Raw genomic sequence first — 25,132 nt, forward strand, 5'->3', positions numbered from 1 at the left:
CTTGAATTCCCCTGCTGATTTCACTTAAGCAACTAAGAAATAAAGATAAAAAAGTGGCGCCCACTTTGGGGGTTTCACAAGGTAGGCGCCATAATCCGCTACAAACTGCTGTAAGGAGTTAACCTAAGTATCCAGCCGATTCTGCTTAGGCAGCCGATCCGCCAACAGTCAGGCCATCTAGCAAAACGGTTGGCTGGCCGACACCCACCGGAACCCACTGACCGTCCTTGCCGCATGTTCCCATGCCCGGATCAAGCGCCATGTCATTGCCCAGCCCTCGGATGCGATTCAGTGCGGAGGGGCCGTCTCCAATCAGGGTCGCCCCTTTGACCGGGGCACCGATTTTGCCGTTTTCGACGCGATACGCCTCGGTGCAGGAAAAAACGAACTTGCCGTTTGTGATGTCCACTTGCCCGCCACCAAAGCCCACGGCCCAGATACCATCTTTTATGTCCGCGACCAGCGATGCCGGATCTGCATCTCCGCCCAGCATGACCGTATTCGTCATACGCGGCATAGGTTTATGCGCATAGCTTTGACGTCGCCCGTTTCCGGTTGGGGCCACACCCATTAGACGGGCGTTCTGGCGATCCTGCATATAGCCGGTCAGGATACCATCCTCGATCAATACAGTCCGCGAACTGGGGGTGCCCTCATCATCCACCGTGATCGAACCGCGACGATCTGCGATGGTGCCGTCATCCACGACGGTCACGCCTTTCGACGCAATTCGTTGCCCCATCAGACCCGCAAACGCTGAACTGCCCTTGCGGTTGAAATCGCCTTCCAGCCCATGGCCGATGGCTTCGTGCAGCAGGATGCCGGGCCAGCCAGGACCAAGTGCTACTTCCATCACGCCAGCTGGCGCAGGGACAGCGTCTAGGTTGACCAGAGCGATCCTCAGCGCCTCACGCGCTTTGTCTTGCCAGTCAGAGGGGTCGATCAGCCCATCAAGGCCGATGCGCCCACCCCCGCCAGCCGAACCGCTTTCCCTGCGGCCGTTCTGTTCCACGATGACCGAGATGTTCAGGCGGGTCATCGGCCGCACGTCGCGAACCATAACGCCATCTGGGCGCAGAATCTCGACCTCTTGCACGGCCGCTGCGATGGTTGCGCTGACTTGCACGACCCGCGGGTCCAGATCGCGGGCAAAGGCGTCGATCTCGCGCAGGGTCTCGATTTTAACTGGGAAGCTGGCGGATTCGATTGGGTCTTCGTCTGTGTACAGCCGGGTGTTGGTCGCGCGTGGCGCTTCGGCGAGCGTACCGCCACCGTCCCCAACAGCAAGCCGCGCCGTCTCGGCCGCGCGTTTCAGGGCGGGAATCGATACATCGGTGGAATGGGCGTATCCCGCAACCTCGCCCTGAACCGCCCGCAGGCCGAACCCTTCGGACGCGTCGTACGATGCGGCTTTCAACCGCCCGTCATCAAAGACCAGAGACTCGGATTTGCGCCGTTCGACAAACAGCTCTCCGTCCTGGGCCCCGGCGGTGGCGGATTGCAAAACCGCAAGCGCTTCGTCCTTCGGAAGAACGCTTTCAAACGGTCGAAACGGGTTGTCGGGCATCACTTGGGGCCTTTCGGGTTTGATCCAGATCAAAAATAGCGTCTGTTTGACGCAAGCATTTTGCTTTATCTACCCGCCAGAATATGGTTTTTAACGCGGCCAAAGACAACGGGAGAGGTGCGACTGATTCACACCTTTTCGCAAAAGAAGCAAAGATCAAACGATCAGGACAGAACATGAAGAATGCTTTGATGCTTTCGGGGCTGCTGACAGCCCTCTCCAGCCTGCCTTCCATGGCGCAGGAGCTTGAGATTATTGGCAAGCCGGTCGATGGCGGACTGGGTTTCCAACCCGCCGCCACAAGCCTGGCAGAGGGTATTCAGCGGCTGGACGGCATGATTCTGGTGATCATCACAGCAATCTGTTTGTTGGTTGCCGCTCTGCTGGTTTACTGCATTGTGCGCTACAATCAGCGGGTAAATCCGACACCGGCGCGATTCTCGCACTACACACCGGTTGAAATCGCATGGACATTGGGCCCGATCCTTGTTCTCGTTTTTATTGGCGCCTTCTCGTTGCCGGTTCTGTTCAAGCAGCAAGAAATTCCCGAAGGCGACGTGGTTATCAAAGTGGTCGGCAACCAATGGTACTGGACCTACGAATATGTTGACCACGATTTTGCATTCGACAGCTACCTGTTGGGGCATCCGGCGACATTGGACGAGTCCGCTCGCCCGGCGGATGCTGACGTCACGCCTTTTGTTCTGGATGACGCGATGCGCGCAAAGCTTTCCGATGCCGGTTACAGTGATGACGAATGGTTGCTGGCCACCGACACAGCCGTCGTTGTCCCGGTCGGCAAGGTCATCGTTATGCAGGTCACGGCCTCGGACGTGATCCACTCTTGGACGATCCCGTCCTTTGGCGTGAAACAGGACGGTGTCCCGGGTCGTCTGGCTGAGTTGTGGTTCGAAGCCGATAAAGAGGGCATTTATTTCGGCCAGTGCTCCGAATTGTGCGGCAAAGACCATGCGTACATGCCGATCACCGTCAAAGTGGTCAGCGAAGACGCGTATGAACAGTGGTTGCAAGGTGCGATCGACGAATACGCAGGACTGCCGCAATCCTACCAAGTTGCTGCGAACTGATACGGGCTAAAGCCTGTTTCAAACATGACGCAGGTTGCGCGGAAACCGCGCAGCCTTCGCCGCAAAAGGACCTGAGATGACCGACGCAAGCATCAATGCCAGCACCGTTTCCGCGCAGCCCCGCGCGGATGAGGCAAGTTTTGGCGATTACTTTGCCCTGCTAAAGCCCCGGGTCATGTCACTGGTTGTTTTCACGGCTTTGGTTGGTCTGCTGGCAGCCCCGGTGCAAGTACACCCGTTTGTTGGGTTTTGCGCGATCCTGTTCATTGCCATTGGTGGCGGCGCCTCCGGTGCACTAAACATGTGGTGGGATGCGGATATCGACAAGATTATGAAGCGTACGAGGCGCCGCTCAATCCCGTCGGGCAAGGTTGACGCGGGCGAAGCCTTGGCGATTGGCCTGACGTTGTCGGGCCTATCGGTGATCATGCTTGGGCTGGCGACAAATTGGTTTGCTGGCGCCTTTCTTGCGTTTACTATCTTTTTCTACGTTGTCGTATACACGATGTGGCTCAAGCGTTTGACGCCGCAAAACATTGTGATCGGCGGAGCGGCAGGCGCTTTCCCACCTGTGATCGGCTGGGTTGCTGCCACCGGCTCAATGACGCTGGAGCCATGGCTGATGTTCGCGCTGACGTTCATGTGGACACCGCCACATTTCTGGGCACTGGCCCTGTTCATGCGGTCTGATTACGACGATGCCGGCGTGCCGATGCTGACCGTGACGCATGGTCGCCGCGCGACGCGCTGGCATATTCTGGTTTACACCGGCCTGCTTGCTTTGTTGGCGGTTGGGACGGCGTTCTCTGGCATTGGTGGGCCAAGTTATCTGTCCGTTGCGATTGTGATGAATGCTCTCTTCTTGCGCGGCGCATGGCAGATCGCGCGCCGGACCGAGGACGACTCGGAAGCCGATAACTTCAAGGCCGAACGCGCATTTTTCAAGTTGTCGCTGCTGTATCTGTTCCTGCACTTTGGTGCGATTCTGCTAGAGGCGCTGATAAAGCCTTATGGTTTGGGAGGTTGGTCATGAGTTTGCGCAAAAGCCATGAACTCCACCAGCGCCGGTTCAGCCGCAATTTGGGGGTCGGTCTGACGTTGGCGGCCTTCATCGTGATCATTTTTGGCCTAACCATCGTAAAGGTCTCGGGTACAAGCCTGGGTCTTGCAACGCAGGAGGTACAGAACTAATGGCATTGACCGGTCCGCAAAAAACGGTGGCGCAGACAGTCGGCGTGGTTGTTCTGATGGGCGGCTTGGCCTGGGCGGCGGTACCGTTTTACGATTGGTTCTGCCGTGTTACCGGGTTTGGAGGCACCACCGGGGTGGCAGCAGCCGCGCCCGAAGATATCCTGGACCGCAAGGTAACTGTGCGCTTTGATGCCTCGAAAGCCAAAGGCATGGCGTGGGAGTTCAAACCGGTCGAGCGCGAAATGGAAGTCCGCATCGGGGAAACCGGGCTGGCCTTTTATGAGGCGTACAACCCGACCGACCGCCCGATCGCGGGGCAGGCGTCATACAACGTCGCGCCGTATTCAGCGGGTGGCTACTTCCAGAAAATCGCCTGCTTCTGCTTTGAAGAGCAGGTGCTGCAACCCGGTGAGCGGGTGCAAATGCCGGTAACGTTCTTCGTTGATCCGGAAATGGTCGAAGACTTGGAAGCCAAGTATGTGCATACGATTACTCTGTCGTATACATTCTATGAAATTGACCTGCCCGAGGGCTACGCTGCCCTTGAAGCGCAGGCAGAATCAAACACGAACTAACGCCTGTAGGTGAGGGACGCTGATGGCACACGCAAAAAACCATGATTACCACATTCTGGCCCCATCGGTCTGGCCCCTGTTGAGCGCGGTCGCGGCTTTCGCGATGCTGTTCGGTGCCGTCCTGTGGATGCACGGAAATACCTCGTTCCTGTTCTGGGGCGGGTTTGTTGCTGTGCTCTACTGCATGTTTGCATGGTGGTCGGATGTGGTGGCAGAAAGCCGCGCAGGGGATCACACACCGGTTGTCCGTATCGGTCTGCGCTACGGGTTCATCCTGTTCGTGATGTCCGAGGTGATGTTCTTCTTTGCCTGGTTCTGGTCCTTCTTCAAGCATCGCATGTATCCGATGTATGACTATGCCGGTACAGAATACATCCAGCCGGATATCCATGCCGTTGATCCGTTCCACCTGCCACTGATCAACACGCTCGTCCTGCTGCTTTCGGGTTGCGCAATCACCTGGGCGCACCACGCGCTGATACATGACAATGACCGTAAGGCGTTGGTGAATGGTTTGGCAATTGGGATCGTTCTGGGCCTGCTGTTTACCTTCCTGCAAGCGTACGAATATTACGAGTTGCTGGCGCACGAAGGTTGGGTGTTTGGTGGCGATCAGTTCTACTCAAACTTCTTCATGGCAACCGGGTTCCATGGCGCCCACGTCATCATTGGGACGATCTTCCTGACCGTCTGCCTGATACGGGCGCTGCGCGGCGATTTTACTCCTGAAAAACACGTCGGTTTCGAAGCTGCGGCGTGGTACTGGCACTTTGTCGACGTTGTCTGGCTGTTCTTGTTCTTTGCTGTGTACATCTGGGGTCAGGCTCCGCTGATGTAACGCCGGTCAGGCTATCAAATTGTAAAAGCCGCCCAGGGGGCGGCTTTTTCGCTATACGGGGTGCAAGATTGCGCCCCATACAATTGCAAGGTTGCAATTGCGCCTTCGCTGACCTTAACAAGGCGCCGGTTCTAGTGCCCACCTGCAACCAAGCCCGAGCCCTATCATGCGTCGTATCCTTTTCCTATTAATCTTTGGAATTGCCGGTCTGGCAATTTTGCTGTCGTTGGGTGCGTGGCAAGTGCAGCGGTTGGCGTGGAAAGAGGGGCTGCTGACCGATATCGACGCGCGCATCGCAGGTGATCCGGTGTCTTTACCCGTTGCCCCGGATGCCGAAAACGACCGCTATCTGCCCGTCGCTGTTTCGGGGCAGATGCTACCGGGCGAGGTGCATGTGCTGGTCTCGGTCAAGCAGGTCGGGCCCGGATATCGCATTATCGCACCTTTCCTGACGGAGAATCGCACCATTCTGGTCGATCGCGGGTTCATTCCGACAACTGCGAAAGCTGCAAAACGTGAACTCGGTGAGATGGATTTGGTTGGTAACCTGCACTGGCCCGACGAGATTGACGGCTACACACCTGAGGCCGATCTTGACGACAATATCTGGTTCGCCCGCGATGTTCCAGCACTGGCTAACGCGTTGAGCGCAGAGCCGGTGCTGCTGATCGCGCGGTCCCGGACCGATCCAGGTATTACCCCGCTGCCTGTTGATACCGCAGGTATACCGAATGACCACCTGCAATATGCAGTGACCTGGTTTGGTCTGGCTCTGGTCTGGGCCGCGATGACCGTTTACTTCCTTTGGCGCAGCCGCGCCCCTTCAAAGAGTGAAGCGCAATGAAATACATCTCGACCCGTGGCCAAGCGCCTGAACTGACATTTGAAGAGGCGATGCTGACCGGGCTTGCCCGCGACGGTGGCCTGTATCTGCCCGCCGAGATCCCGGTGATGAGCAAGGGTGACATCGCCGCTTTGGCCGGTCTGCCGTATGAAGAGGTCGCTTTTCGCGTCATGTGGCCCTATGTCAGCGGGTCTTTCGGCGAAGATGAGTTCAAGGCGATCATTGCGCGCGCCTATGAAGGCTTTGGTCACGATGCCCGCGCGCCCTTGAAGCAGTTGAACGAAAACCACTTCTTGCTCGAACTGTTCCACGGCCCCACGCTGGCCTTCAAAGACTTTGCGATGCAACTGATCGGCCAACTGTTTCAGGTGGCCCTGAAGCGGCGCGGCGAGCGCGTCACGATCGTGGGCGCAACCAGCGGTGATACCGGGTCGGCAGCGATTGAGGCATTCCGGGGACTAGACGCGGTGAATGTGTTCATCCTGTTCCCACATGGCCGTGTCTCTGAAGTGCAGCGCCGTCAGATGACGACGCCAACGGACAGCAACGTGCGCGCTTTGGCCGTGGATGGTGACTTCGACGATTGCCAAGCCGCCGTGAAGGACATGTTCAACGATTTCGACTTCCGGGATGGTGTGAAACTGGCGGGTGTGAATTCGATCAACTTTGCTCGTGTGCTGGCGCAGGTGGTCTATTACTTCTCGTCCGCCGTAGCCCTTGGTGCGCCGCACCGCAAGGTCAGCTTTACCGTGCCGACCGGAAACTTCGGTGACATCTTTGCAGGCTACATCGCCAAGCGAATGGGACTCCCAATTGACCGTCTTGTCGTGGCCACCAATCAGAACGACATTCTGCATCGCTGCTTGTCGGGGCAGGGGTATTTCAAGGGCAACACCATCCCGTCAATAAGCCCGTCGATGGATATTCAAGTCAGTTCGAACTTTGAGCGCGCGCTGTACTATGCCTATGGCGAGGATGGCCGCGCCGTGGCGCAGTTGATGGATGAACTGAAAACTGGCGGTTTCACTGTAAGCCAGGGCGCGATGGAATCCCTGTGCGAGAATTTCGACTCGGGCCGCGTGTCCGAGGATGAAACGCTGGAGACGATCAAGCATACGCTGGCCCATAGCGCCGAGCTTGTGTGCCCGCATACGGCAGTTGGGATCAAGGTGGCCGAAGACCAGCGTGCCGCCGATACCCCGATGATCACGCTGGCCACAGCGCATCCCGCCAAGTTCCCCGCCGCGGTCGAGAAGGCGAGCGGTGTGCATCCGCCTCTTCCCTCTCGCATGTCTGATCTGTATGAACGTCCGGAACGGGTGACCCGCATCGCCAATGATCTGGGCACCATTGAGGATCATATCAAAGGGCATATCGCCGAGTGACTGTCAGACAAGACCAACTAAAAAACGGGTTTCGTATCGTCAGTGAACACATGCCGGGGCTGCAATCAGCGGCCATCGGCATATGGGTGACCGCCGGTGGGCGGCATGAGCGGATCGAACAGAACGGCATCGCGCATTTCCTAGAACACATGGCCTTCAAGGGCACAGCGCGCCGGACCTCGCTGCAAATTGCCGAGGCGATCGAGGATGTAGGCGGGTATATCAACGCCTACACGTCGCGTGAGGTTACTGCCTATTACGCGCGGGTATTGAAGGACGATGTTGCGCTGGCCATGGATGTCATTGGGGACATCGTTCTGAACCCGATCTTTGACCCGCGAGAGATCGAGGTTGAGCGCGGCGTGATCCTGCAGGAGATCGGTCAGGCCTATGATACGCCAGACGATGTAATCTTTGACTGGCTGCAAGAGCAGAGCTATCGCGATCAGCCGTTGGGCCGCACGATCCTTGGTCCATCTGAACGGGTCAGCGCCTTTTCCCGTGAGGACCTTTCAGCTTTCGTGGCTGAACATTATGGGCCCGAGCAGATGATCCTGTCGGCGGCTGGTGCCGTGGATCACGATGACCTCATGAAACTGGCCGAAGAGATGTTTGGCCATCTGCAACCGCGCAAGAGCCTGATCCCCGAAGCAGCCCGGTTTACCGGCGGTGAAGCCCGGCAAGAGAAAGAGCTGGAACAGGCCCATTTTGCACTTGCCTTCGAAAGCCCGGGCTATCGCGATGACGCGATTTACACCGCGCAGATCTATTCCACGGCCCTGGGTGGTGGGATGTCCTCGCGTCTTTTCCAAGAGGTGCGGGAAACGCGCGGGCTGTGCTATACGATCTTTGCGCAAACCGGTGCTTATGCCGATACTGGCACGACGACCATCTATGCGGGCACGTCAGCCGAGCAGGTCGAAGAACTGGCCACCATCACCATAGATGAAATGAAGCGCGCAGCCGATGACATGAGCGCCGAAGAGGTTGCACGCGCCCGCGCGCAGATGAAGGCAGGGATGTTGATGGGGCTTGAAAGCCCATCCAACCGGGCCGAACGTCTGGCGCGGCTGGTACAGATCTGGGGGCGGGTGCCGACACTTGAGGACACCGTTGCCAAGATCGACGCCGTCAGCACCGAAGACGTGCGCAACTTTGCGCAGGCAATGGCCGTTCAGGCTCCGGCAGCGTTGGCCCTGTACGGTCCGGTCTCGGGCGCGCCGACCCTGGAAAAACTGCAGGAGAGGCGCGCGGCGTGATGCTTCTGGGCAGACGCAAGCTGAAAATCGAAACCGCACGCCTGAGCTTGCGTCCGCCGGTCCATTCCGATTTCAATGAGTGGGCGGCGCTTCGACGCGCCTCGAAAGAGTTTCTGACCCCGTGGGAGCCGGTCTGGGCCAAGGACCACCTTAGCCGTAAGTCCTTTACCAACCGTGTTTACTGGGCGCAAAGGTCGGTGGCCAGCGGCACTGCGATACCTTTGTTTTTGTTCCGCCGCGAGGACGACGTGCTGGTAGGGGCCATCACCCTGGACAATATCCGCCGTGGTCCGGCGCAGGCCGGAACACTGGGCTATTGGACCGGCGAGGCCTACGCCCGCAATGGCTATATGCGCGAGGCCATCGGTGCGGTGGTGCATCACGCGTTCACCCGTCTGGACCTGAGCCGGATCGAGGCCGCTTGCCTGCCCGAAAACAAACCATCTCGGGGCTTGCTGGAACGGTCGAGCTTTAAATACGAAGGCGTTGCGCAGTCATATTTACAGATCAATGGCCGGTGGCGGACACATGTTCTATATGCGTGCCTGCGGTCAGACCGGCGCGGTAAGACGGACGCAGGGTAAGCCGGAATAGCGGATCTTTCCGCGATGCTGACCCTCTTTGGTAAAAGGTGCGCTTTCGTCTGAACAATAGACATGACTTAGTGATGTTCTGCGCTACACTCCGGTCATGCGTTGGTTTATAGCGGTACTTTTGGTGATTTCGGGCGGTGCCGCAGCGCAGGAGCGGCGGCCAAGCCATTGTATCGCTATCGCCGATGCCGCGCCCGGCATCGAGTATATCCACAAGGCCACGTGGACCGATCCAATCCCGGATTTCTCAGTCCGGATCAGCTACATTGCCCATGCCTCGTTTTTGATCCAGACGCAGGGTGGGTTGAACGCGGTCACCGATTTCACCGGCTTTATTGGCAGCGCTGACATGATCCCGGATGTGGTCACGATGAACCATGCCCACAGCACCCACTGGACTCCCAATCCCGATCCGACCATTCCACATGTGTTGCCGGGCTGGGGCGAATTCGGTCAAGGGATCGAGCATCACCTTGATTTGGGTGAAATGCTTGTGCGCAATGTCTCAACCGATATCCGGTCGCCCTATGGCGGGGTGGAAGAGCGCGGCAATTCGATCTTTGTGTTCGAGATTGAGGGAATGTGCATTGGTCATTTGGGGCATCTGCATCATGTTCCGACCGATGAGCAGTTCGCAGCCCTTGGCCGCTTGGACGTTGTGATGGCGGCGGTGGATGGGGGGACAACCATGCCCCTGCCAGACATGATTTCGGTGCTCAAGCGGTTGAAAAGCTCTGTCATCATTCCGATGCATTGGTTCTCGCAGTTTTCGCTCGACCGGTTTCTGGTCGATATCCGAAATGACTTCCCCGTCGAACGCAGCGGAGGCTCAGAGATCATCGTCTCTCTGCGCACGCTTCCAGACCGGCCTACAGTAGTTGTTCTAGAGCCGCGCTATCTGATTGACCTGGAATAGGGCTTGCCGGGGCGATCCGACTTGGGCAAGGAAAGGTCATGACACTGAATCCTGCTGATGAGAGCTTTGCCAGGCTGATCCGAGCCGAGCTGGGCGACGACATCCTACGTCCTGTGACAGAACGTTATCTGGAAGAACCGCGCCGCCGTTTTTCCGGCCAAGCGGCTGTTTTGGCTTTGCCGCGAACGGTCGACGAGGTGGCTGCGCTGGTCCGGTTGGCTTCACGTGAGCAGGTTGCGGTGGTGCCTTATGGTGGTGGAACTGGCCTTGTTGGCGGGCAGGTCATGTCAGATGGCCCTGTACCTATGGTGATATCGCTGGAGCGTATGACAGCGATCCGCGCAGTCTACCCGTCTGAGAACATACTGATCGTCGAAGCCGGTGCTATTCTGGCCGATGTGCAGGCCGCAGCAGAACAGGTCAACCGATTGTTCCCTCTGGCGCTGGCTGCGCAAGGCTCATGCCGGATTGGCGGGAACCTTGCGACCAATGCGGGCGGGGTGAATGTGCTGCGCTATGGCAATGCACGCGATCTTTGTTTGGGTCTAGAGGCAGTTCTGCCGAGCGGCGAGATTTGGCACGGGCTAAGCCGTTTGCGCAAGGACAACACCGGCTATGATTTGCGCAACCTTTTGATCGGGGCAGAAGGCACGCTGGGGATCATCACGGCGGCCTCTCTCAAGCTGTTTCCACAGCCTGAAAATGAGGGGACAGCGATGATACAGGTCCGCTCTCCCGAAGCGGCAATCGCGCTGCTTGCGTTGGCGCATGAACAGCTTGGCGATGCCGTCAGCACGTTTGAATTGATCCACAGGCAGGGTTTGCAATTCCTGACCGAGGCGCTGCCGGATGTACGCCAACCTTTCGCCACGCAGCCCCAATGGTGCGTATTGATCGAACTGGGGTTGTTTGCGGGGCAGGCGCCCATGGACGCGTTGGAAAAACTCTATGTTGCGGCAGAGAAAGTAGAGCTTGCTGGCGATGCGGTCATTGCGCAGAGTGAGGCTCAACGCGCTGATCTGTGGGCCGTTCGTGAACGCATCCCCGAGGCAAACCGATTGATCGGATCCGTCTCCAGTCATGATATCTCAGTGCCGATTTCGTTGATACCTAAGTTCATCGAACGTGCGAATGAGATGGTGGCCGCGTTGGGCCCGTTCCGGGTCAATTGTTTTGGTCATGTGGGCGATGGTAATCTGCACTACAATGTTTTCCCGCCCAAGGGCCATGAACGGTCAGAGTTCGATAGCCAAAGACAAGTGGTCAAGCGCAGCGTGCATGATCTGGTCAATGCGTTCGGGGGATCAGTCAGTGCAGAGCATGGCGTCGGCCGTTTGAAAGCTGACGACCTTGAGAGATACGGCGATCCGGCAAGAATGTCCGCAATGCGCGCCATCAAAACCGCGCTGGATCCGTTGGGGATAATGAATCCGGGCGCGGTTTTGAGGTCTTAAGCGCGGCCCGGCAAAGCACGAGCCACGCCAAAGATTTTACGACTCTGGCAAGATCACTTTGTCGATCACGTGGATCACGCCGTTCGATGTCTCGATATCGGCCTGTACGACCGACGCATCGTTGACCATCACACCGTTATCCAGATCAATCGTGACGTTGCCACCCTGGACGGTGGCGGCGGTCATGTCATCGGACAGGTCGGTGGACATGACTTTGCCCGGCACGACGTGGTAGGTCAGAACAGCGATCAGCTGGTCTTTGTTCTCGGGCATCAACAGCGACTCAACCGTACCTTCAGGCAGAGCTGCAAATGCTTCATCGGTGGGCGCGAAGACGGTGAACGGGCCTTCGCTCTTCAGAGTATCGACCAGCTCAGCAGCTTGAACGGCAGCGACGAGCGTTTCAAAGCTGCCCGCGTCAACTGCGGTATCAACGATATCTTTCTTGCCACCTGCGAATGCGGTAGTTGCGATCAGTGCGCCGGCCACGCCGGCAATTGCGAGTTTGCGAAACATGATAACAGGTTCCCTTTTTGGAATGCCAAAAGTGGCATCGAACCTTTTACGTCCCGATATCGCAACAAGATCACTGAATATTTGGATATTTGTATATTGACGAAAGTTAAGGCCGCGCTAAGCCTGCGCCGCATGGAATTTCCATTCACGTTTTTGTGAATATTCGGCCGTCAAAGACCTTCGAATTCACACAGGATGTGCACGTCCATACCCATTTCTTCGAGTACTTTGCGCCCCCCCAGCTCTGGCAGGTCTATGATGAACGCGCAAGATACGATCTCACCACCCAGTCTTTCGATCAGCTTGATGCCGGCTGCTGCGGTGCCCCCAGTCGCCAACAGATCGTCGACCACAAGGATCTTCTCGCCTGGCTGAATGGCGTCATCATGGATTTCAACGATGGCCTCGCCATATTCGAGCTTGTAGTCTTGGCTGATAGTGGTTCCGGGTAACTTACCTTTTTTGCGGATGGGAACAAAGCCGACGCTCAACTGATGCGCAATGGCCCCGCCGAGAATGAAACCACGAGCTTCAAGGCCGACAACTTTGTCGATCTGCTCACCAGCGTAGGGGTGCAGCATTTGGTCAATCGCCATGCGAAATCCGCGCGGGTCGGCGAACAGAGTTGTGACATCCCGGAACATGATCCCTTCGTGCGGGAAATCAACGATGGTACGGATGTAATCCTTGACCGACTTGCTTCTGGACATGGCCAACCCCTTTGACGTCAAAACACGCGGGCGTGTTTGGCCTATCGGGGTCGGTCATGCAAGCAGAGTTTCGTGCCGCTTCACTTGCGGCGTTGCGGAGAAGCCTTTGGCAATCCGTGATAGCGATACAACGCGGCAGGGAGCCACGAGAGATGCGGTTTACGCCAATTGCGTTGATCTCGCAAAAGAAATGCCTGAGCAGCATGAAGGTTCATTGCCATAATCCTATTTTTGTTGTTAGTTGCTCGATATCTACAATTTCTATGCTGTGTATATACATTGCATTGGCATTTGATTCAAGTGTTTGGCGGGGAAAAGGCACGTGGGAAAGAAAGACGGCAAGGGGTCTACCAAGAAAAACAGTCAGTTGGTCTTGCGTCTGGACAAGGATGAGCGCGACGCGTTTGTTGAACTGTGCAAAGAGCTGGACACTTCGGCCGCGCGGGAAATCCGGCGGTTTATCCGCAGCTTCATGAAGGAAAACGCCGAGGAATAAGCCTTTACGCAGGGCGTCGCAAAACTGCGGTGGCTATACCCATTCCAATCAAAGTCAGCCCTCCGAACCGGGTGAGAGCCGAAATGACACCGGTGCGCCCAATCATTTTGCGAAGCCTGTCGGCGAGCAAAGCGTAAGCCAGTGCATTCAACCATGCCAGAGCAACGAAAGACGCGATCAGGATGGTGAATTGCGGACCCAGAGGTTCCGCCGGGCGCAGAAATTGCGGCACGAATGCGATGAAGAACGCGATGGATTTGGGGTTCAGCGCAGTCACGGCTGCAGCGTGTCCAAATACACTTTGTGCAGTCACATCCTGCCCTGTCTCTAGTGTCTGTAAACCGCTTGAGGGTGCGCTGCGCAGCAGTTTGATGCCAAGCCATACCAAATAGGCCGCGCCCACCCATTTGAGCACCGAAAACAGGGTGGCCGATGCCAGAACCAGCGCCCCCAACCCCAGCAACGAGGCGGTCATAGCCACAAGATCCCCCAGCGCGACCCCCGTGGCCGACGCCACCGCAACGCTGCGCCCCTTGGACAAGGCATAGCTGAGCACCAGCAGAACGGTCGGTCCCGGTATCAACAACAGGGCGGTGGATGCGGCCATAAAGGCCAGCCAGAGGTCAAGAGACATATGATTTCCTGTATAGCTCAGGCGATTACCAAGCCCCGGCTGTGCGCGCAGGTCAAGAAATTCTTACGGACTGGGCTGTTCAGATGCGGGGACTCCAGAGCGCGGCTTTGGCTCTTGCCCAGATATTGCGCGTCTCCGGGCGTTGTTTCACATCCCACTCGATCAGACAGTTCCGCCGCATTACTACGTGGTGCAGCGGAAAAGTCAGTTAGCACGGTTCAGTTGCACACATGGAGTCGTGCAGGGATTTCTTGGCCAATAATCGGTTTAAAGAACCCGCCCTGCGACGGCGTCAAGCTTGGCCAGCAACGCAGGGTCGCGTTTTTCGGGTGCTGTGAGGATCGCGTATTCAAGTGCCCGGTCGCAACCATGGGGGCAGGGCGCGCGGTCTTGCCCCAAAAGCTTGGGCAGACCTTTGACCAGCGCCCGGCCTTTTTCGGCGTTGCCGGTCAGGGTCGCAATGATCGAGGTCACGTCAACCTCGCCATGGTCCGGGTGCCAACTGTCATAGTCTGTGACCATTGCGATTGAGGCAAAACAAAGCTCGGCCTCGCGGGCCAGTTTGGCTTCGGGCATATTGGTCATACCGATAACGTCGCACCCCCATTGTTCCCGGTACATTTTGGATTCCGCCAGCGACGAGAATTGCGGCCCTTCCATCGCCAGGTACGTGCCACCGCGATGGATTGTGATCCCCGCAGCCTTGCCCGCTGTTTCACACGCATCGGACAGGCGCGGGCAGGTCGGATGTGCAACGCTGACATGCGCAACGCAACCGGTGCTGAAAAAGCTTTTCTCGCGCGCAAATGTCCGGTCAATGAACTGATCCACGATCACGAAATCACCCGGCGCCATCTGTTCGCTGAACGATCCACAGGCGGACACGGAAATCACATCCGTTGCCCCCAAGCGTTTCAATGCGTCGATATTGGCGCGATAGGGGATTTCGGTCGGCGAATGCACGTGGCCACGGCCATGGCGCGGCAGGAACACCATTTCCACACCGTCCAGCGTACCAGTCAGGATCTGATCCGAAGGATCACCCCAAGGCGTTTCCACTGTGACCCAGTCCGCATTCTCTAACCCGTCGATGTCATAAATGCCTGATCCACCGATGATTGCGATCTTGGTCTGCGTCATGGTTATGCTCCGCTTGAAAAATCTTGTTGGACCTGTCTGCGGGGCGGCAGGGGATTTGGCAAGTGGGTTCAACGGTTTGTGTTGATTGTCTGCCCGGTATGCATTTGACGCATAGCAGGGTCCCGCGAAACGCGGTATCGCAGGCCTGTCTTGGCCGTTAAAAGACCCCTTTCGCGCGCACCCAACAGACCGACAGGACCGATCTATGCCCCGAGCCATGCTGGCCAGTTTTGCCAACCGTATTGCCAAACCCGACTTTCGTTGGGTGCCGGACGAAGGGCTGACCGTGTCGCGGCTGCGGATTGAGCTGTTGTCTGGCCTAACCGTTGCGCTGGCTCTGGTGCCCGAAGCGGTGGCCTTCGCCTTTGTTGCCGGGGTGCACCCGCTTGTCGGTCTTTATGCGGCCTTCATGGTCGGGTTGATCACCGCGCTGATCGGTGGGCGCCCCGGCATGATTTCGGGTGCGACCGGAGCTTTGGCCGTGGTGATGGTGGCGCTGGTGGCAGAGCACGGGGTCGAATACCTATTCGCTACCGTTGTGCTTATGGGTATTCTTCAGTTGATCGCAGGTGCGATGCACTGGGGGCGCTTTATCCGACTGGTACCGCATCCGGTGATGCTGGGCTTTGTCAATGGGTTGGCCATTGTGATCTTTCTGGCGCAGATGGGCCAGTTCAAAGTCCCCGGAACAATGGAAAACACCGGGCATGGCGTCGGGGGCGGTGAATGGCTGTCCGGAATACAGCTTTACACCATGCTGGGGCTGGTGGCGCTAACCATGGCTGTGATCTGGATCATGCCGCGCTTCACCCGCATCATTCCCGCGCCTTTGGCCGGCATTCTTGTTGTGGCTGCGCTGGTGATCGGCTTTGGTCTGGATGTGCCGCGTGTGGGCGATCTGGCCTCGATCGAGGGTGGGTTGCCGCCGTTCCACATTCCGATGGTGCCGCTGAACTGGGAAACTTTCGAGATCATTCTTCCTTATGCCGTCATCCTGGCCGCGATTGGCCTGATCGAATCCCTGCTGACCTTGAACCTTGTGGGTGAAATCACCGGAAAGCGCGGCGGAGCTTCGCAGGAATGTATTGCTCAGGGTGTTGCCAACGTTGCCACCGGTTTCTTCGGCGGCATGGGCGGGTGCGCGATGATCGGCCAGTCGATGATCAACGTGAAATCCGGTGGCCGCACCCGTATCGCCGGGATCGCAGCGGCGCTGTTCCTGCTGATCTTCATCCTGTTCGCCTCACCCCTGATCGAGCAGATACCGCTGGCCGCTCTGGTTGGGGTAATGTTCATGGTTGTGATCGGCACCTTTGCCTGGAACTCATTCAAAATCATGCGCAAGGTGCCCTTGATGGATGCTTTCGTCATTGTACTGGTCACCGTGGTGACGGTAATGGAAGACCTTGCAGTTGCTGTGGTCGTGGGCGTGATCGTGTCGGCGCTTGCTTATGCGTGGAACAATGCCAAGCGCATTCACGCGATTACGCGCAGTTCCCAGACCGAGAAGGGAGCAAAAGTCTATGAAATTCAGGGGCCTTTGTTCTTTGGCTCATCCGATGGGTTTGTTGAGCTGTTCGACGTGCCCAATGATCCTGAAACGGTAATCGTGGACTTTGCAGAAAGCCGGGTTGTAGACCAGTCTGCTTTGCAAGCTATTGAAAATGTTGCTACCAAATACGAAGAAGCCGGCAAGCGCGTCATGTTGCGCCACCTCAGCCGGGATTGCCATAAACTGCTGAATAAGGCAGGGCATCTGATGGTCGATAGTGACGATGACCCGGACTACGAATTGGCCGTAGACTATTCTGTGCGCACCGGAATCCTGGGCGGGCACTAACCTAAAAAGCGGCCAATTCGGCCGCTTTTTTAGTTGGGGGCAAGCCTTTCTAACTCGTCGATATGGGCGGACAGCAGTGCGCTCTCTGCTTGTGCAATCACGTCTGCGGGCCAATCCCACCAGTGAAGGGCCTCCAGTCTCTGTATGGTGTCGGCATCAAAGCGAAGGCGGCGAACCTCTGCGGGATTGCCTGTCACAATAGCGTATGGCGGAATGTTGCCCCGAACAACGGCGCCTGCACCGATTATTGCGCCATTCCCGATCCTTGCGCCCGGCAGGATCAATGCACCGTATCCGATCCAAACGTCGTTTCCGACAATCGTGTCGCGCGTATCTGGCTGAAATCCGGCCATGTTCTCAGGGTCAAACACCGGAAACGGAAAACTTGTCAGCCCGTCCATCGCGTGATTGGCCGATGCCGTGATAAAGCGTACCCCGTGCGCGATTTGGCAGAACTTGCCCAGCACAAGTTTTTCCCGCGAAAACGGGAACAAATATGGTGCCAACCGCGAGGCCCAGTCATGGGGTGCATCAAAGTCCGAGGCATAGGTGAACGCACCGGCCTGAAACCGCGGATGGTCGATGGCCTGTGACAAAAACACCATACCCTCATGGTCAGACCCATCGGGAAGCGTGATTGGATATCTGCGCGAAGGGTCTGGCAGAGGCATCAGTCGTCTGGGCGCGCAAGGCTGAACACGTCCGTGACAACCGAGTAATCCCGGTATCCCAGTCGCGCCAGCGGGTTAAAAGTTGTGACGTCGAACTTTCCGTCGCGCAGGTGATCGTCGTGCAAATGCACGCCCGTGACTTCGCCAAACACGACTCGGTTGGCTTCACCGGGAAGGGTGACGATCTTGGTCAGTTTGCATTCAAGCGCCGCCGGGGCACCTTGGACGCGGGCACAGGGAATCGTTTCGCATTCGATCGGCGTGAGGCCCGCGTGTTCGAATTCATCGCTATGTTTTGGCAGCACCGCCGAGGTTGCATTCATCGCATCGCGGTGCGCATGGGCAACCACATTTACGCAGAATACGCCGGTTGCTTCGATGTTGGCGACGCTGTCTTTTCCGCCATCCTGATCCTGCTTGGCCCCGGTCGACGCGAACATCACCTGCGGCGGTGTGTAGGCGACCGCGTTGAAAAACGAGTACGGGGCCAGATTGTTGACCCCATCCGGGCTGCGCGTCGATATCCAGCCGATCGGACGCGGGGTGACGATGGCGTTGAACGGGTTGTGCGGCAGGCCGTGGCCGTCTTCGGGGCGGTAGAACATTCACATCTCCAAGCGTTTGCCCAAGGCCTACCGAAGTGTTAGGGCGAAGGCCAGCAAGTAAAAAGAGGTCGGGGTGCAGCAGTTGGGGATACGTCCGGAAGAGCCGGACGATTGGTGGGAGGTCGAGGCGCTCTATGACCTGTGCTTCGCGCCCGGGCGCGAAGCACTGTCGTCGTACCGCCTGCGCGATGATGTGCCACCCGTCGACGGCTTGTCCCTGGTGGCGCGGGATGGGCAGGGCATTCTGGCCGGCGCGATCCGGTTCTGGCCGGTTCATGTCGGGGGTCACGATGCGCTGCTGTTGGGGCCGGTTGCCGTACACCCCACACATCAGGGCGAAGGGCTGGGTGGATACCTGATCCAAGAAGGCCTACGTGCTGGGCGCGCGCTGGGTTGGACCCGCGTTCTACTGGTTGGTGACGCGCCTTATTACAAGCGGTTCGGGTTCTCACGCCTCAGCGGGGTTGAGATGCCACCGCCCACAAATCCGGATCGCGTTCTGGGGTTGGAATTGACCCCCGGCGTTTGGGAGGGTGTGCATGGTCCCGTGACCTGCTGGAGCCGCTGAACTATTGAAACCCGAACCGTGAATCCCGATGTCTTACGGGCAGGAGGATCGCTATGCAGGACGTCGCGCTCGTCGAAGAACTGGATGCCGAGGCTGAACTTGAACGTTTGGCCGGGTACTACCGGTCTGCCGGAGGGTCGGGCGTCAAGCTGCTGAATAGCCTAGGCGGTTCGGCCGAGTCCCTTTTGGATCAATTGCCGGAGCCAATCAGGCAAGGCCTGACCGGTGCCACAGAACACGCACTGTGGCTGGCGATGCACGCAGCTGAAACCTCGCGCCGGGCGGTGCCGGATCAACACCCCTGGGTCAACACCGCGCTAACCACGGCGATGGGGGCTGCTGGCGGACTGGGCGGTCTTTCTACCGCTCTGATGGAGTTGCCAGCGACCACAGCGATGCTGTTGCGCGCGATACAAGGCGCAGCCGCGCGCGAGGGGTTCGATCCCTCAGAAGAGGGCGTGAAATTCGATTGCGTTGGTGTTTTGTCCGCTGCAGGGCCGCTGTCTGACGATGATGGCGCAGATCTGGGGTTCTTTTCGGTTCGTCTGACCGTGACCGGACCTGCCGTGCAAAGATTGATTTCAGCGGTTGCGCCGCGGCTGTCTGTGGTACTGGGGCAGAAACTCGCGGCGCAATCCGTTCCCGTGTTGGGGGCGATTGCGGGTGGTGGAGCTAACTATGTCTACACACGCTATTACCAGCAGATCGCTCGCGTCCATTTTGGGCTGCGCCGATTGGCGATAGATGCCGATATCCCGCATGAGGAATTAGTGCGCAGACTATCGGCGCGCATGTAAGCCCCTGACAAACAGTTGGAACAGGGCGTGCTTATATGGTATGTTGGTTCCGTAACCTCGCTAAATAAGCGAATAATTCGCGGGAAGCAGGCAAGAGTACCGTAGAAAGGCAGCAAAGCGTGATCGATGCAAAGCTTGCCCCCCATGTTTCGCGGAAGGCCCGGCAGATGCCGGTTATCCAGCAATCTGCTGCGCTTTGCTATCGCATCATGCATGGGCGGCCCGAGGTGTTGCTGATCACCACTCGGAAGTCGCGGCGTTGGATCATACCAAAAGGGTGGCTGATCAACGGCCTGACGCCTTTTGAAACTGCGCAGCAGGAAGCCTGGGAAGAGGCGGGGATACGGGGTCAATGCGACGTTCGGGCTGTGGGGCAGTTTCTCTACCAGAAACGTCACCCGAAAAGGGGTGCTGTGATGTGCGTCGTGGACGTTTTTCCATTGTTTACGACATCTGTTGCGGCGCGCTTTCCCGAGTGCAAGCAACGGCAAAGAAAGTGGTTTTCGCCCAAGAAAGCCGCCTTGCAGGTCAATTTGTCTGAACTGGCAGGATTGTTACGCGGGATCGAACGCGTTCATCACTGATGTGCTTCTTCTGGGGCTTGATATTGCATTAACCGTAGGTATCTATCTATCAACCGACAATTGGACGGATCATGATTCAATACGCGTTGAAATGCAGCAATGGCCACACTTTTGACAGTTGGTTTCAATCGGCGGCCGCTTACGACAAACTGGCATCAGCGGGCATGGTGACATGCGCCGTGTGCGGTTGTGACAAGGTTGAAAAGGCGATCATGACGCCGCGTGTTCGCCCGGCCCGTAAAGCCGAGGCGCAGATGCCCGCGCAAAAGCCTGAGGCAAACAGTATCGATATGGCCGCACCTTCACCGGACGTGGAAAAGGTCATTGCCGAATTGCGCCGTAAGGTCGAAGAGAACTCGGACTATGTCGGCAAGGACTTCGCGAACGAAGCGCGCAAGATTCACCTGGGTGACGCGCCCGAGCGTGCAATTTATGGTGAGGCCAATCCGGAAGAGGCGAAAGCTCTTATTGAAGATGGGGTGCCTGTGGCACCGCTGCCTTTCATTCCCAGTCGAAAAAGCAACTGATCAGCATTTTCAGGGTCAAGGGCTCCGGTCTTAAAACTACCGAACACGAGCGCGCACTGGGATCTGAGGCAATCGATCCGACAGAATACTTGGCTAGCGCGGCGAAGGTTCTTATTTACCCTTTCGGCGTCTGATCATTTGCACCGCATCCGAAATGGCCGCCCCGCGCTTATTGGCGTTTCAACGCAGCCGTTGGCACTTCGTACACCTCGTCGGGGTCGATGAAGATCACCGTCATATCCCCGCGTGTTTCATGGCTGAGATTCGAAGGCGAACTGCTGGAGGTCGGCACGCCATCGCTGAAATAGATGCTGCGCACCTCGCCAGCCCCCAATGCGACGGCCAGAGTTGTTGTGCCATCGTCGTGGTGGCGCAATTCGGCGTGGCAACTGGCCAACGGTGCCCCGCCTGAGGCGCAGGGTACAGTGCCCAAAGCATTTTTGCCGTCTGTGGCGGCCAAGGTGGACTCCTGCGCAATCGCAGGAGAGGACAACAGGATAACAGCGGCGATAACAAAGCGGAGCATGGAAAACCTCGTGGACAATAACGGCCCAAAGCTGACACCCATGCAACCGGATGTAAAGCGAACGCATACAGCCTGCCGGGCAGCTTTGAACCCTTGCCCTTGTGGTCCCCCTCGCATAAGACGCACGGGATCTGAATTCCAAGGCGCGGAGAAACCACCCCCATGCCCCTACTCGTTATGAAATTCGGTGGCACATCGGTTGCCAATCTTGACCGCATCCGCCGCGCGGCCAAACGTATCGGTGTTGAGGTGGCCAAAGGGTACGACGTGATCGTCATCGTCTCGGCCATGTCTGGAAAGACGAATGAGTTGGTGGGCTGGGTAAACGAGACGTCACCGCTGTTCGATGCGCGGGAATATGATGCTGTCGTATCCTCGGGTGAGAATGTGACCGCTGGTCTTATGGCATTGACGTTGCAGGAAATGGATGTTCCCGCACGCAGTTGGCAAGGTTGGCAGGTGCCGCTGTTGACTACAAGCGCCCACAGTCAAGCCCGGATTGAGGATATCCCGACCCAGAACCTGAACCAGAAATTCGGTGAGGGTATGAAGGTCGCAGTTGTCGCCGGGTTTCAGGGCATCAGCCCCGAAGGCCGCATTACGACGCTGGGACGGGGCGGGTCGGACACCACGGCCGTGGCATTTGCTGCTGCCTTCGGGGCCGAGCGCTGCGATATCTACACAGATGTGGATGGCGTCTATACCACCGACCCGCGTATTTGCGAAAAAGCGCGCAAGTTGGACAAGATTTCGTTCGAAGAGATGCTCGAACTTGCCTCGTTGGGGGCGAAGGTGCTGCAAACCCGCTCAGTCGAGCTGGCGATGCGGTATAAGGTGAAACTGCGCGTTCTTTCAAGTTTCGAGGAACAGACCGATGAGGCCGGTACGCTGGTCGTTGACGAGGAGGATATCATGGAATCCAATATTGTGGCCGGCGTGGCCTATTCCCGCGACGAGGCCAAAATGACCGTCGTATCGGTGGCGGACCGTCCGGGTATCGCTTCGATCATTTTCACGGCGCTCAGTGATGAAGGTGTTAACGTGGACATGATCGTTCAGAACATTTCGGACGAGGGACGCACGGACATGACGTTCTCGTGCCCGACCGATCAGGTTGCCCGTGCTGAAAAAGCGCTGCTGGCGATCAAGGATGCGGGTGGGCTGAACTATGCCGAATTAGTTGCCGATACCGATGTCTGCAAGGTTTCGGTCGTGGGCATCGGCATGCGCTCGCAATCCGGTGTGGCGGCCAAAATGTTCAAGGTACTCTCGGATGAGGGGATCAACATCAAGGTCATTACAACCTCTGAGATAAAAATTTCCGTGCTTGTGGACAGGAAATACATGGAACTTGCTGTTCAGGCGCTGCATGATGCGTTTGAATTGGACAAGGCGGCCTGAGCATTTCAGCCAAGGATCTCGCCTGACGCACTAATTTGGTTGGGCTATGGTGGACGGCACCGAAACAGAATCCCGTAAGCTGCTTGGGCGGTTGCGCGAAGAGATGGCGAGCGAGGCCGCCGGTCAGGAACGTCTTGACCGGATTACGAACCTGATCGCGGACAGCACGCGGCGCGAAGTCTGCTCAATCTATCTGTTCCGGGATGAAGAAACACTGGAACTTTGCGCCACCGAAGGTTTATCTCCAGCGGCGGTGCACAAAACCCGCATGCGTCTGGGCGAAGGCCTTGTGGGACGGGTCGCGAAATCCGGCGAAGTCGTGAACACCGCGGATGCCCCATCTGCCAAGGGGTTTCGGTTCATGCCGGAAACGGGTGAGGAGAAATACTCATCTTTCCTCGGCGTACCGATTCAGCGACTTGGACAGAAACTGGGTGTTTTGGTGGTTCAATCGCGCGAGGCGCGGGAGTTTACCGCTGATGAGGTCTATGCGCTGGAGGTGGTTGCCATGGTTCTGGCCGAAATGGCCGAACTAGGTGCCTTTGTCGGCGAAGGTGCTGCCCTGTCGCCCCTGCACCAGCAATCCGTGCTTTTACGTGGTGGACCGGCGCAAGAGGGATCGGCAGAAGGTCATGTCTGGCTGCACGAGCCGCGCGTCGTCGTCACAAACCCGATTGCCGAAGATCCCCACCGAGAACGCGAACGTCTGTCCGAGGCGGTCGAAGAGTTGCGCGTGGGTGTCGACAAGATGCTTGAGATTTCACAGGGCGGTGATTCCGAGCAGCTCAAGGTGCTCGAAGCGTACAGGATGTTCGCCAATTCCAAGGGTTGGATGCGCCGCATGGAAGAGGATATCGCCCTTGGCCTCAGCGCCGAAGCTGCTGTGGAAAAAGAACAGTCGCAGGCGCGCGCTCGAATGGGGCAGGTTACGGACCCATACCTGCGCGACCGTCTTGCGGATCTGGATGATCTCAGCAACCGTTTGCTGCGCATCCTGACCGGACAGGGAAAAACCGACAGTGCCGACCTGCCGCCTGACCCGATCCTTATTGCGCGGAATATAGGTCCGGGCGATTTGCTGGAATATGGCCGGTCTCTGAAGGGGATCGTGCTTGAGGAAGGCTCGGTCGGAAGCCATGCAACAATTGTGGCGCGGGCGTTGGCGATTCCGCTTGTCGTCCATGTGGGCCGCATCACGACCGAGGCGCTGAACGGCGACCACATTCTTGTCGATGGGGATGAGGGCGTGGTGCATCTGCGCCCCGAAGATTCGGTAGTGGGCGCTTTCCGCGACAAGATTGCGATGCAGGCCAAGGCGCAGGAACGTTACGCATCGATCCGCGAAACGCCCACGGTGACTCGTGACGGCGAACGGATCAATCTGCTGATGAATGCCGGGTTGATGGCCGATTTGCCGTCTCTGGGCCATTCCGGTGCCGAGGGTGTCGGGCTGTTCCGAACCGAACTGCAATTTCTGATCCGCAGCAAGATGCCCAAACGGTCAGAGCTTGTAATGCAGTATAAACGGGTTCTCGACGCGGCTGGAGACAAGCGCGTGGTGTTCCGCACGCTGGATATCGGGTCCGATAAAGTTCTGCCCTACATGAAGCATGTGGCCGAACCGAATCCGGCGCTGGGCTGGCGGGCGATTCGCGTTGGGCTGGACAAGCGTGGCGTGATGCGGATGCAGTTGCAGGCGCTGTTGCGCGCTGCCAACGGACGCCCGCTGTCGATCATGTTCCCGTTCGTGGCGCAGGCAGAGGAATTTCGCGAGGCCCGGTGGGAGGTCAACAAGACTATTGAGCGTGAAAAACGGCTGGGTCATGTCCTGCCCGAAACGCTGGAGGTCGGGGCGATGCTTGAGACGCCGTCGCTGGCCTTCGCGCCGCAGAAGTTTTTTGACGAGGTCGATTTCGTATCGATCGGCGGGAATGACCTGAAACAGTTCTTTTTTGCCGCTGACCGTGAGAACGAGCTGGTGCGCCGCCGCTATGACACGCTGAATGTCAGTTTCCTGACCTTCATCGAGCGGATTGTCGAACGATGCAGCATCTCGAACACACCGCTGTCATTCTGCGGTGAGGATGCCGGCCGCCCGGTCGAGGCGTTGTGTCTGGCCGCGATGGGAATTCGGACGCTGTCGATGCGCCCGGCTTCGATTGGGCCGGTCAAAAGTGTTCTGCTGCGTGCAGACCTACAAGCGCTACGCAAGATCATCGCGGACGCGCGACACCGTGGTGAGCAGTCCGTGCGTGCCTCGGTCATGGAATGGCTGCGGGATCAGGTCTGATTCCGAAAATCCGGGGTTGCTTTCTGCATCTGCATTGCATATCCAAGCCACAAATGTTAGCGATAACATATCCCATGTCACGAGTGCCAAGCAATTGTAGTGCTATGGTGACGCAGG

The 25,132-nt window shown here is 57.7% G+C and carries 27 protein-coding genes; 19 read left to right on the forward strand and 8 right to left on the reverse strand.

Annotated features, from left to right (window positions below; all coding sequences use genetic code 11):
• Nucleotides 1-145: 145 nt before the first annotated feature.
• On the reverse strand, nt 146-1,567 hold the full coding sequence (gene tldD / locus AC2FIT_RS11445) for a metalloprotease TldD (RefSeq protein ID WP_496829530.1): 1,422 nt from the start codon (nt 1,565-1,567) through the stop codon (nt 146-148).
• 176 nt (nt 1,568-1,743) lie between these two features.
• Here tldD and coxB point away from each other — a divergent pair, with 176 nt between their 5' ends.
• From coxB to AC2FIT_RS11500, 11 genes are all read left to right on the forward strand, one after another.
• Complete coding sequence (coxB, locus tag AC2FIT_RS11450; RefSeq protein WP_496829532.1) at nt 1,744-2,655, forward strand: cytochrome c oxidase subunit II; 912 nt, start codon at nt 1,744-1,746, stop codon at nt 2,653-2,655.
• Nucleotides 2,656-2,731: 76 nt separating this feature from the next.
• Nucleotides 2,732-3,688, forward strand: a complete 957-nt coding sequence (gene cyoE, locus AC2FIT_RS11455) for a heme o synthase (protein WP_496829533.1) — start codon at nt 2,732-2,734, stop codon at nt 3,686-3,688.
• The gene (locus AC2FIT_RS11460; protein WP_496829535.1) at nt 3,685-3,846 is read left to right on the forward strand and encodes a cytochrome c oxidase system small membrane protein; all 162 of its coding nucleotides are present in this window, start codon (nt 3,685-3,687) and stop codon (nt 3,844-3,846) included. The genes cyoE and AC2FIT_RS11460 overlap by 4 nt, the downstream gene beginning before the upstream one ends.
• Complete coding sequence (locus tag AC2FIT_RS11465) at nt 3,846-4,421, forward strand: cytochrome c oxidase assembly protein (protein WP_496829537.1); 576 nt, start codon at nt 3,846-3,848, stop codon at nt 4,419-4,421. Before AC2FIT_RS11460 ends, AC2FIT_RS11465 begins: the two co-directional genes overlap by 1 nt.
• Before the next feature lie 22 nt (nt 4,422-4,443).
• Complete coding sequence (locus AC2FIT_RS11470; protein ID WP_068337593.1) at nt 4,444-5,259, forward strand: cytochrome c oxidase subunit 3; 816 nt, start codon at nt 4,444-4,446, stop codon at nt 5,257-5,259.
• 166 nt (nt 5,260-5,425) lie between these two features.
• Entirely contained in the window at nt 5,426-6,103 is a 678-nt protein-coding gene (locus tag AC2FIT_RS11475; protein ID WP_496829539.1) for an SURF1 family protein, read from the forward strand.
• Nucleotides 6,100-7,488 carry a threonine synthase gene (gene thrC, locus AC2FIT_RS11480; RefSeq protein ID WP_496829541.1) on the forward strand — a complete coding sequence of 463 codons (1,389 nt, stop codon included), beginning with the start codon at nt 6,100-6,102 and terminating at the stop codon, nt 7,486-7,488. The genes AC2FIT_RS11475 and thrC overlap by 4 nt, the downstream gene beginning before the upstream one ends.
• Nucleotides 7,485-8,747, forward strand: a complete 1,263-nt coding sequence (locus AC2FIT_RS11485; protein WP_496829543.1) for a M16 family metallopeptidase — start codon at nt 7,485-7,487, stop codon at nt 8,745-8,747. The genes thrC and AC2FIT_RS11485 overlap by 4 nt, the downstream gene beginning before the upstream one ends.
• Nucleotides 8,747-9,331 carry a GNAT family N-acetyltransferase gene (locus AC2FIT_RS11490; RefSeq protein ID WP_224889724.1) on the forward strand — a complete coding sequence of 195 codons (585 nt, stop codon included), beginning with the start codon at nt 8,747-8,749 and terminating at the stop codon, nt 9,329-9,331. The genes AC2FIT_RS11485 and AC2FIT_RS11490 overlap by 1 nt, the downstream gene beginning before the upstream one ends.
• A gap of 106 nt (nt 9,332-9,437) precedes the next feature.
• Nucleotides 9,438-10,256, forward strand: a complete 819-nt coding sequence (locus tag AC2FIT_RS11495; protein ID WP_496829545.1) for an MBL fold metallo-hydrolase — start codon at nt 9,438-9,440, stop codon at nt 10,254-10,256.
• Between the two features lie 38 nt (nt 10,257-10,294).
• On the forward strand, nt 10,295-11,710 hold the full coding sequence (locus AC2FIT_RS11500; RefSeq protein ID WP_496829547.1) for an FAD-binding oxidoreductase: 1,416 nt from the start codon (nt 10,295-10,297) through the stop codon (nt 11,708-11,710).
• A 36-nt stretch (nt 11,711-11,746) separates the two neighbouring features.
• Here the strand turns inward: AC2FIT_RS11500 and AC2FIT_RS11505 are convergent, their stop codons facing one another.
• Both AC2FIT_RS11505 and AC2FIT_RS11510 read right to left on the reverse strand, forming a co-directional pair.
• Nucleotides 11,747-12,226, reverse strand: coding sequence for a fasciclin domain-containing protein (locus tag AC2FIT_RS11505; RefSeq protein ID WP_496829549.1), 480 nt, complete (start codon nt 12,224-12,226; stop codon nt 11,747-11,749).
• 170 nt (nt 12,227-12,396) lie between these two features.
• Nucleotides 12,397-12,936: an adenine phosphoribosyltransferase gene (locus tag AC2FIT_RS11510; protein WP_224889553.1), complete on the reverse strand. Its 540-nt coding sequence runs from the start codon at nt 12,934-12,936 to the stop codon at nt 12,397-12,399.
• Nucleotides 12,937-13,258: 322 nt separating this feature from the next.
• Between AC2FIT_RS11510 and AC2FIT_RS11515 the strand changes: the two genes are divergently transcribed.
• Nucleotides 13,259-13,432 carry a hypothetical protein gene (locus AC2FIT_RS11515; RefSeq protein ID WP_169794856.1) on the forward strand — a complete coding sequence of 58 codons (174 nt, stop codon included), beginning with the start codon at nt 13,259-13,261 and terminating at the stop codon, nt 13,430-13,432.
• A gap of 4 nt (nt 13,433-13,436) precedes the next feature.
• On the opposite strand, the gene AC2FIT_RS11520 is transcribed toward AC2FIT_RS11515, so the two are convergent.
• Both AC2FIT_RS11520 and AC2FIT_RS11525 read right to left on the reverse strand, forming a co-directional pair.
• A complete protein-coding gene (locus AC2FIT_RS11520; RefSeq protein WP_496829552.1) occupies nt 13,437-14,066 on the reverse strand; it encodes a LysE family translocator in 630 nt (209 codons plus the stop codon).
• Nucleotides 14,067-14,333: 267 nt separating this feature from the next.
• Nucleotides 14,334-15,206: an S-methyl-5'-thioadenosine phosphorylase gene (locus AC2FIT_RS11525; protein WP_496829554.1), complete on the reverse strand. Its 873-nt coding sequence runs from the start codon at nt 15,204-15,206 to the stop codon at nt 14,334-14,336.
• A gap of 205 nt (nt 15,207-15,411) precedes the next feature.
• Between AC2FIT_RS11525 and AC2FIT_RS11530 the strand changes: the two genes are divergently transcribed.
• Nucleotides 15,412-17,046: a SulP family inorganic anion transporter gene (locus AC2FIT_RS11530; RefSeq protein ID WP_496829556.1), complete on the forward strand. Its 1,635-nt coding sequence runs from the start codon at nt 15,412-15,414 to the stop codon at nt 17,044-17,046.
• A 29-nt stretch (nt 17,047-17,075) separates the two neighbouring features.
• Here the strand turns inward: AC2FIT_RS11530 and AC2FIT_RS11535 are convergent, their stop codons facing one another.
• Nucleotides 17,076-17,717 (reverse strand): CatB-related O-acetyltransferase, encoded by a 642-nt coding sequence (locus tag AC2FIT_RS11535; protein ID WP_496829558.1) that lies wholly within the window; start codon nt 17,715-17,717, stop codon nt 17,076-17,078.
• Nucleotides 17,717-18,322 (reverse strand): flavin reductase family protein, encoded by a 606-nt coding sequence (locus tag AC2FIT_RS11540; RefSeq protein ID WP_496829560.1) that lies wholly within the window; start codon nt 18,320-18,322, stop codon nt 17,717-17,719. The genes AC2FIT_RS11535 and AC2FIT_RS11540 overlap by 1 nt, the downstream gene beginning before the upstream one ends.
• 73 nt (nt 18,323-18,395) lie before the next feature.
• Between AC2FIT_RS11540 and AC2FIT_RS11545 the strand changes: the two genes are divergently transcribed.
• From AC2FIT_RS11545 to AC2FIT_RS11560, 4 genes are all read left to right on the forward strand, one after another.
• Nucleotides 18,396-18,890: a GNAT family N-acetyltransferase gene (locus AC2FIT_RS11545; RefSeq protein ID WP_496829561.1), complete on the forward strand. Its 495-nt coding sequence runs from the start codon at nt 18,396-18,398 to the stop codon at nt 18,888-18,890.
• Between the two features lie 53 nt (nt 18,891-18,943).
• Nucleotides 18,944-19,687: an EcsC family protein gene (locus AC2FIT_RS11550; protein ID WP_496829563.1), complete on the forward strand. Its 744-nt coding sequence runs from the start codon at nt 18,944-18,946 to the stop codon at nt 19,685-19,687.
• A 119-nt stretch (nt 19,688-19,806) separates the two neighbouring features.
• On the forward strand, nt 19,807-20,271 hold the full coding sequence (locus tag AC2FIT_RS11555) for an NUDIX hydrolase (protein ID WP_496829565.1): 465 nt from the start codon (nt 19,807-19,809) through the stop codon (nt 20,269-20,271).
• Between the two features lie 71 nt (nt 20,272-20,342).
• Entirely contained in the window at nt 20,343-20,798 is a 456-nt protein-coding gene (locus AC2FIT_RS11560; protein WP_496829567.1) for a DUF1178 family protein, read from the forward strand.
• Between the two features lie 169 nt (nt 20,799-20,967).
• Here AC2FIT_RS11560 and AC2FIT_RS11565 read toward each other — a convergent pair whose 3' ends face one another.
• Nucleotides 20,968-21,324, reverse strand: a complete 357-nt coding sequence (locus AC2FIT_RS11565; RefSeq protein ID WP_496829569.1) for a hypothetical protein — start codon at nt 21,322-21,324, stop codon at nt 20,968-20,970.
• A 162-nt stretch (nt 21,325-21,486) separates the two neighbouring features.
• Here AC2FIT_RS11565 and AC2FIT_RS11570 point away from each other — a divergent pair, with 162 nt between their 5' ends.
• Both AC2FIT_RS11570 and ptsP read left to right on the forward strand, forming a co-directional pair.
• On the forward strand, nt 21,487-22,725 hold the full coding sequence (locus AC2FIT_RS11570; protein ID WP_068337556.1) for an aspartate kinase: 1,239 nt from the start codon (nt 21,487-21,489) through the stop codon (nt 22,723-22,725).
• Nucleotides 22,726-22,771: 46 nt separating this feature from the next.
• Complete coding sequence (gene ptsP / locus AC2FIT_RS11575; RefSeq protein WP_496829571.1) at nt 22,772-25,015, forward strand: phosphoenolpyruvate--protein phosphotransferase; 2,244 nt, start codon at nt 22,772-22,774, stop codon at nt 25,013-25,015.
• Nucleotides 25,016-25,132: the final 117 nt, after the last annotated feature.

This window comes from Ruegeria sp. YTSA135 (assembly GCF_059610165.1).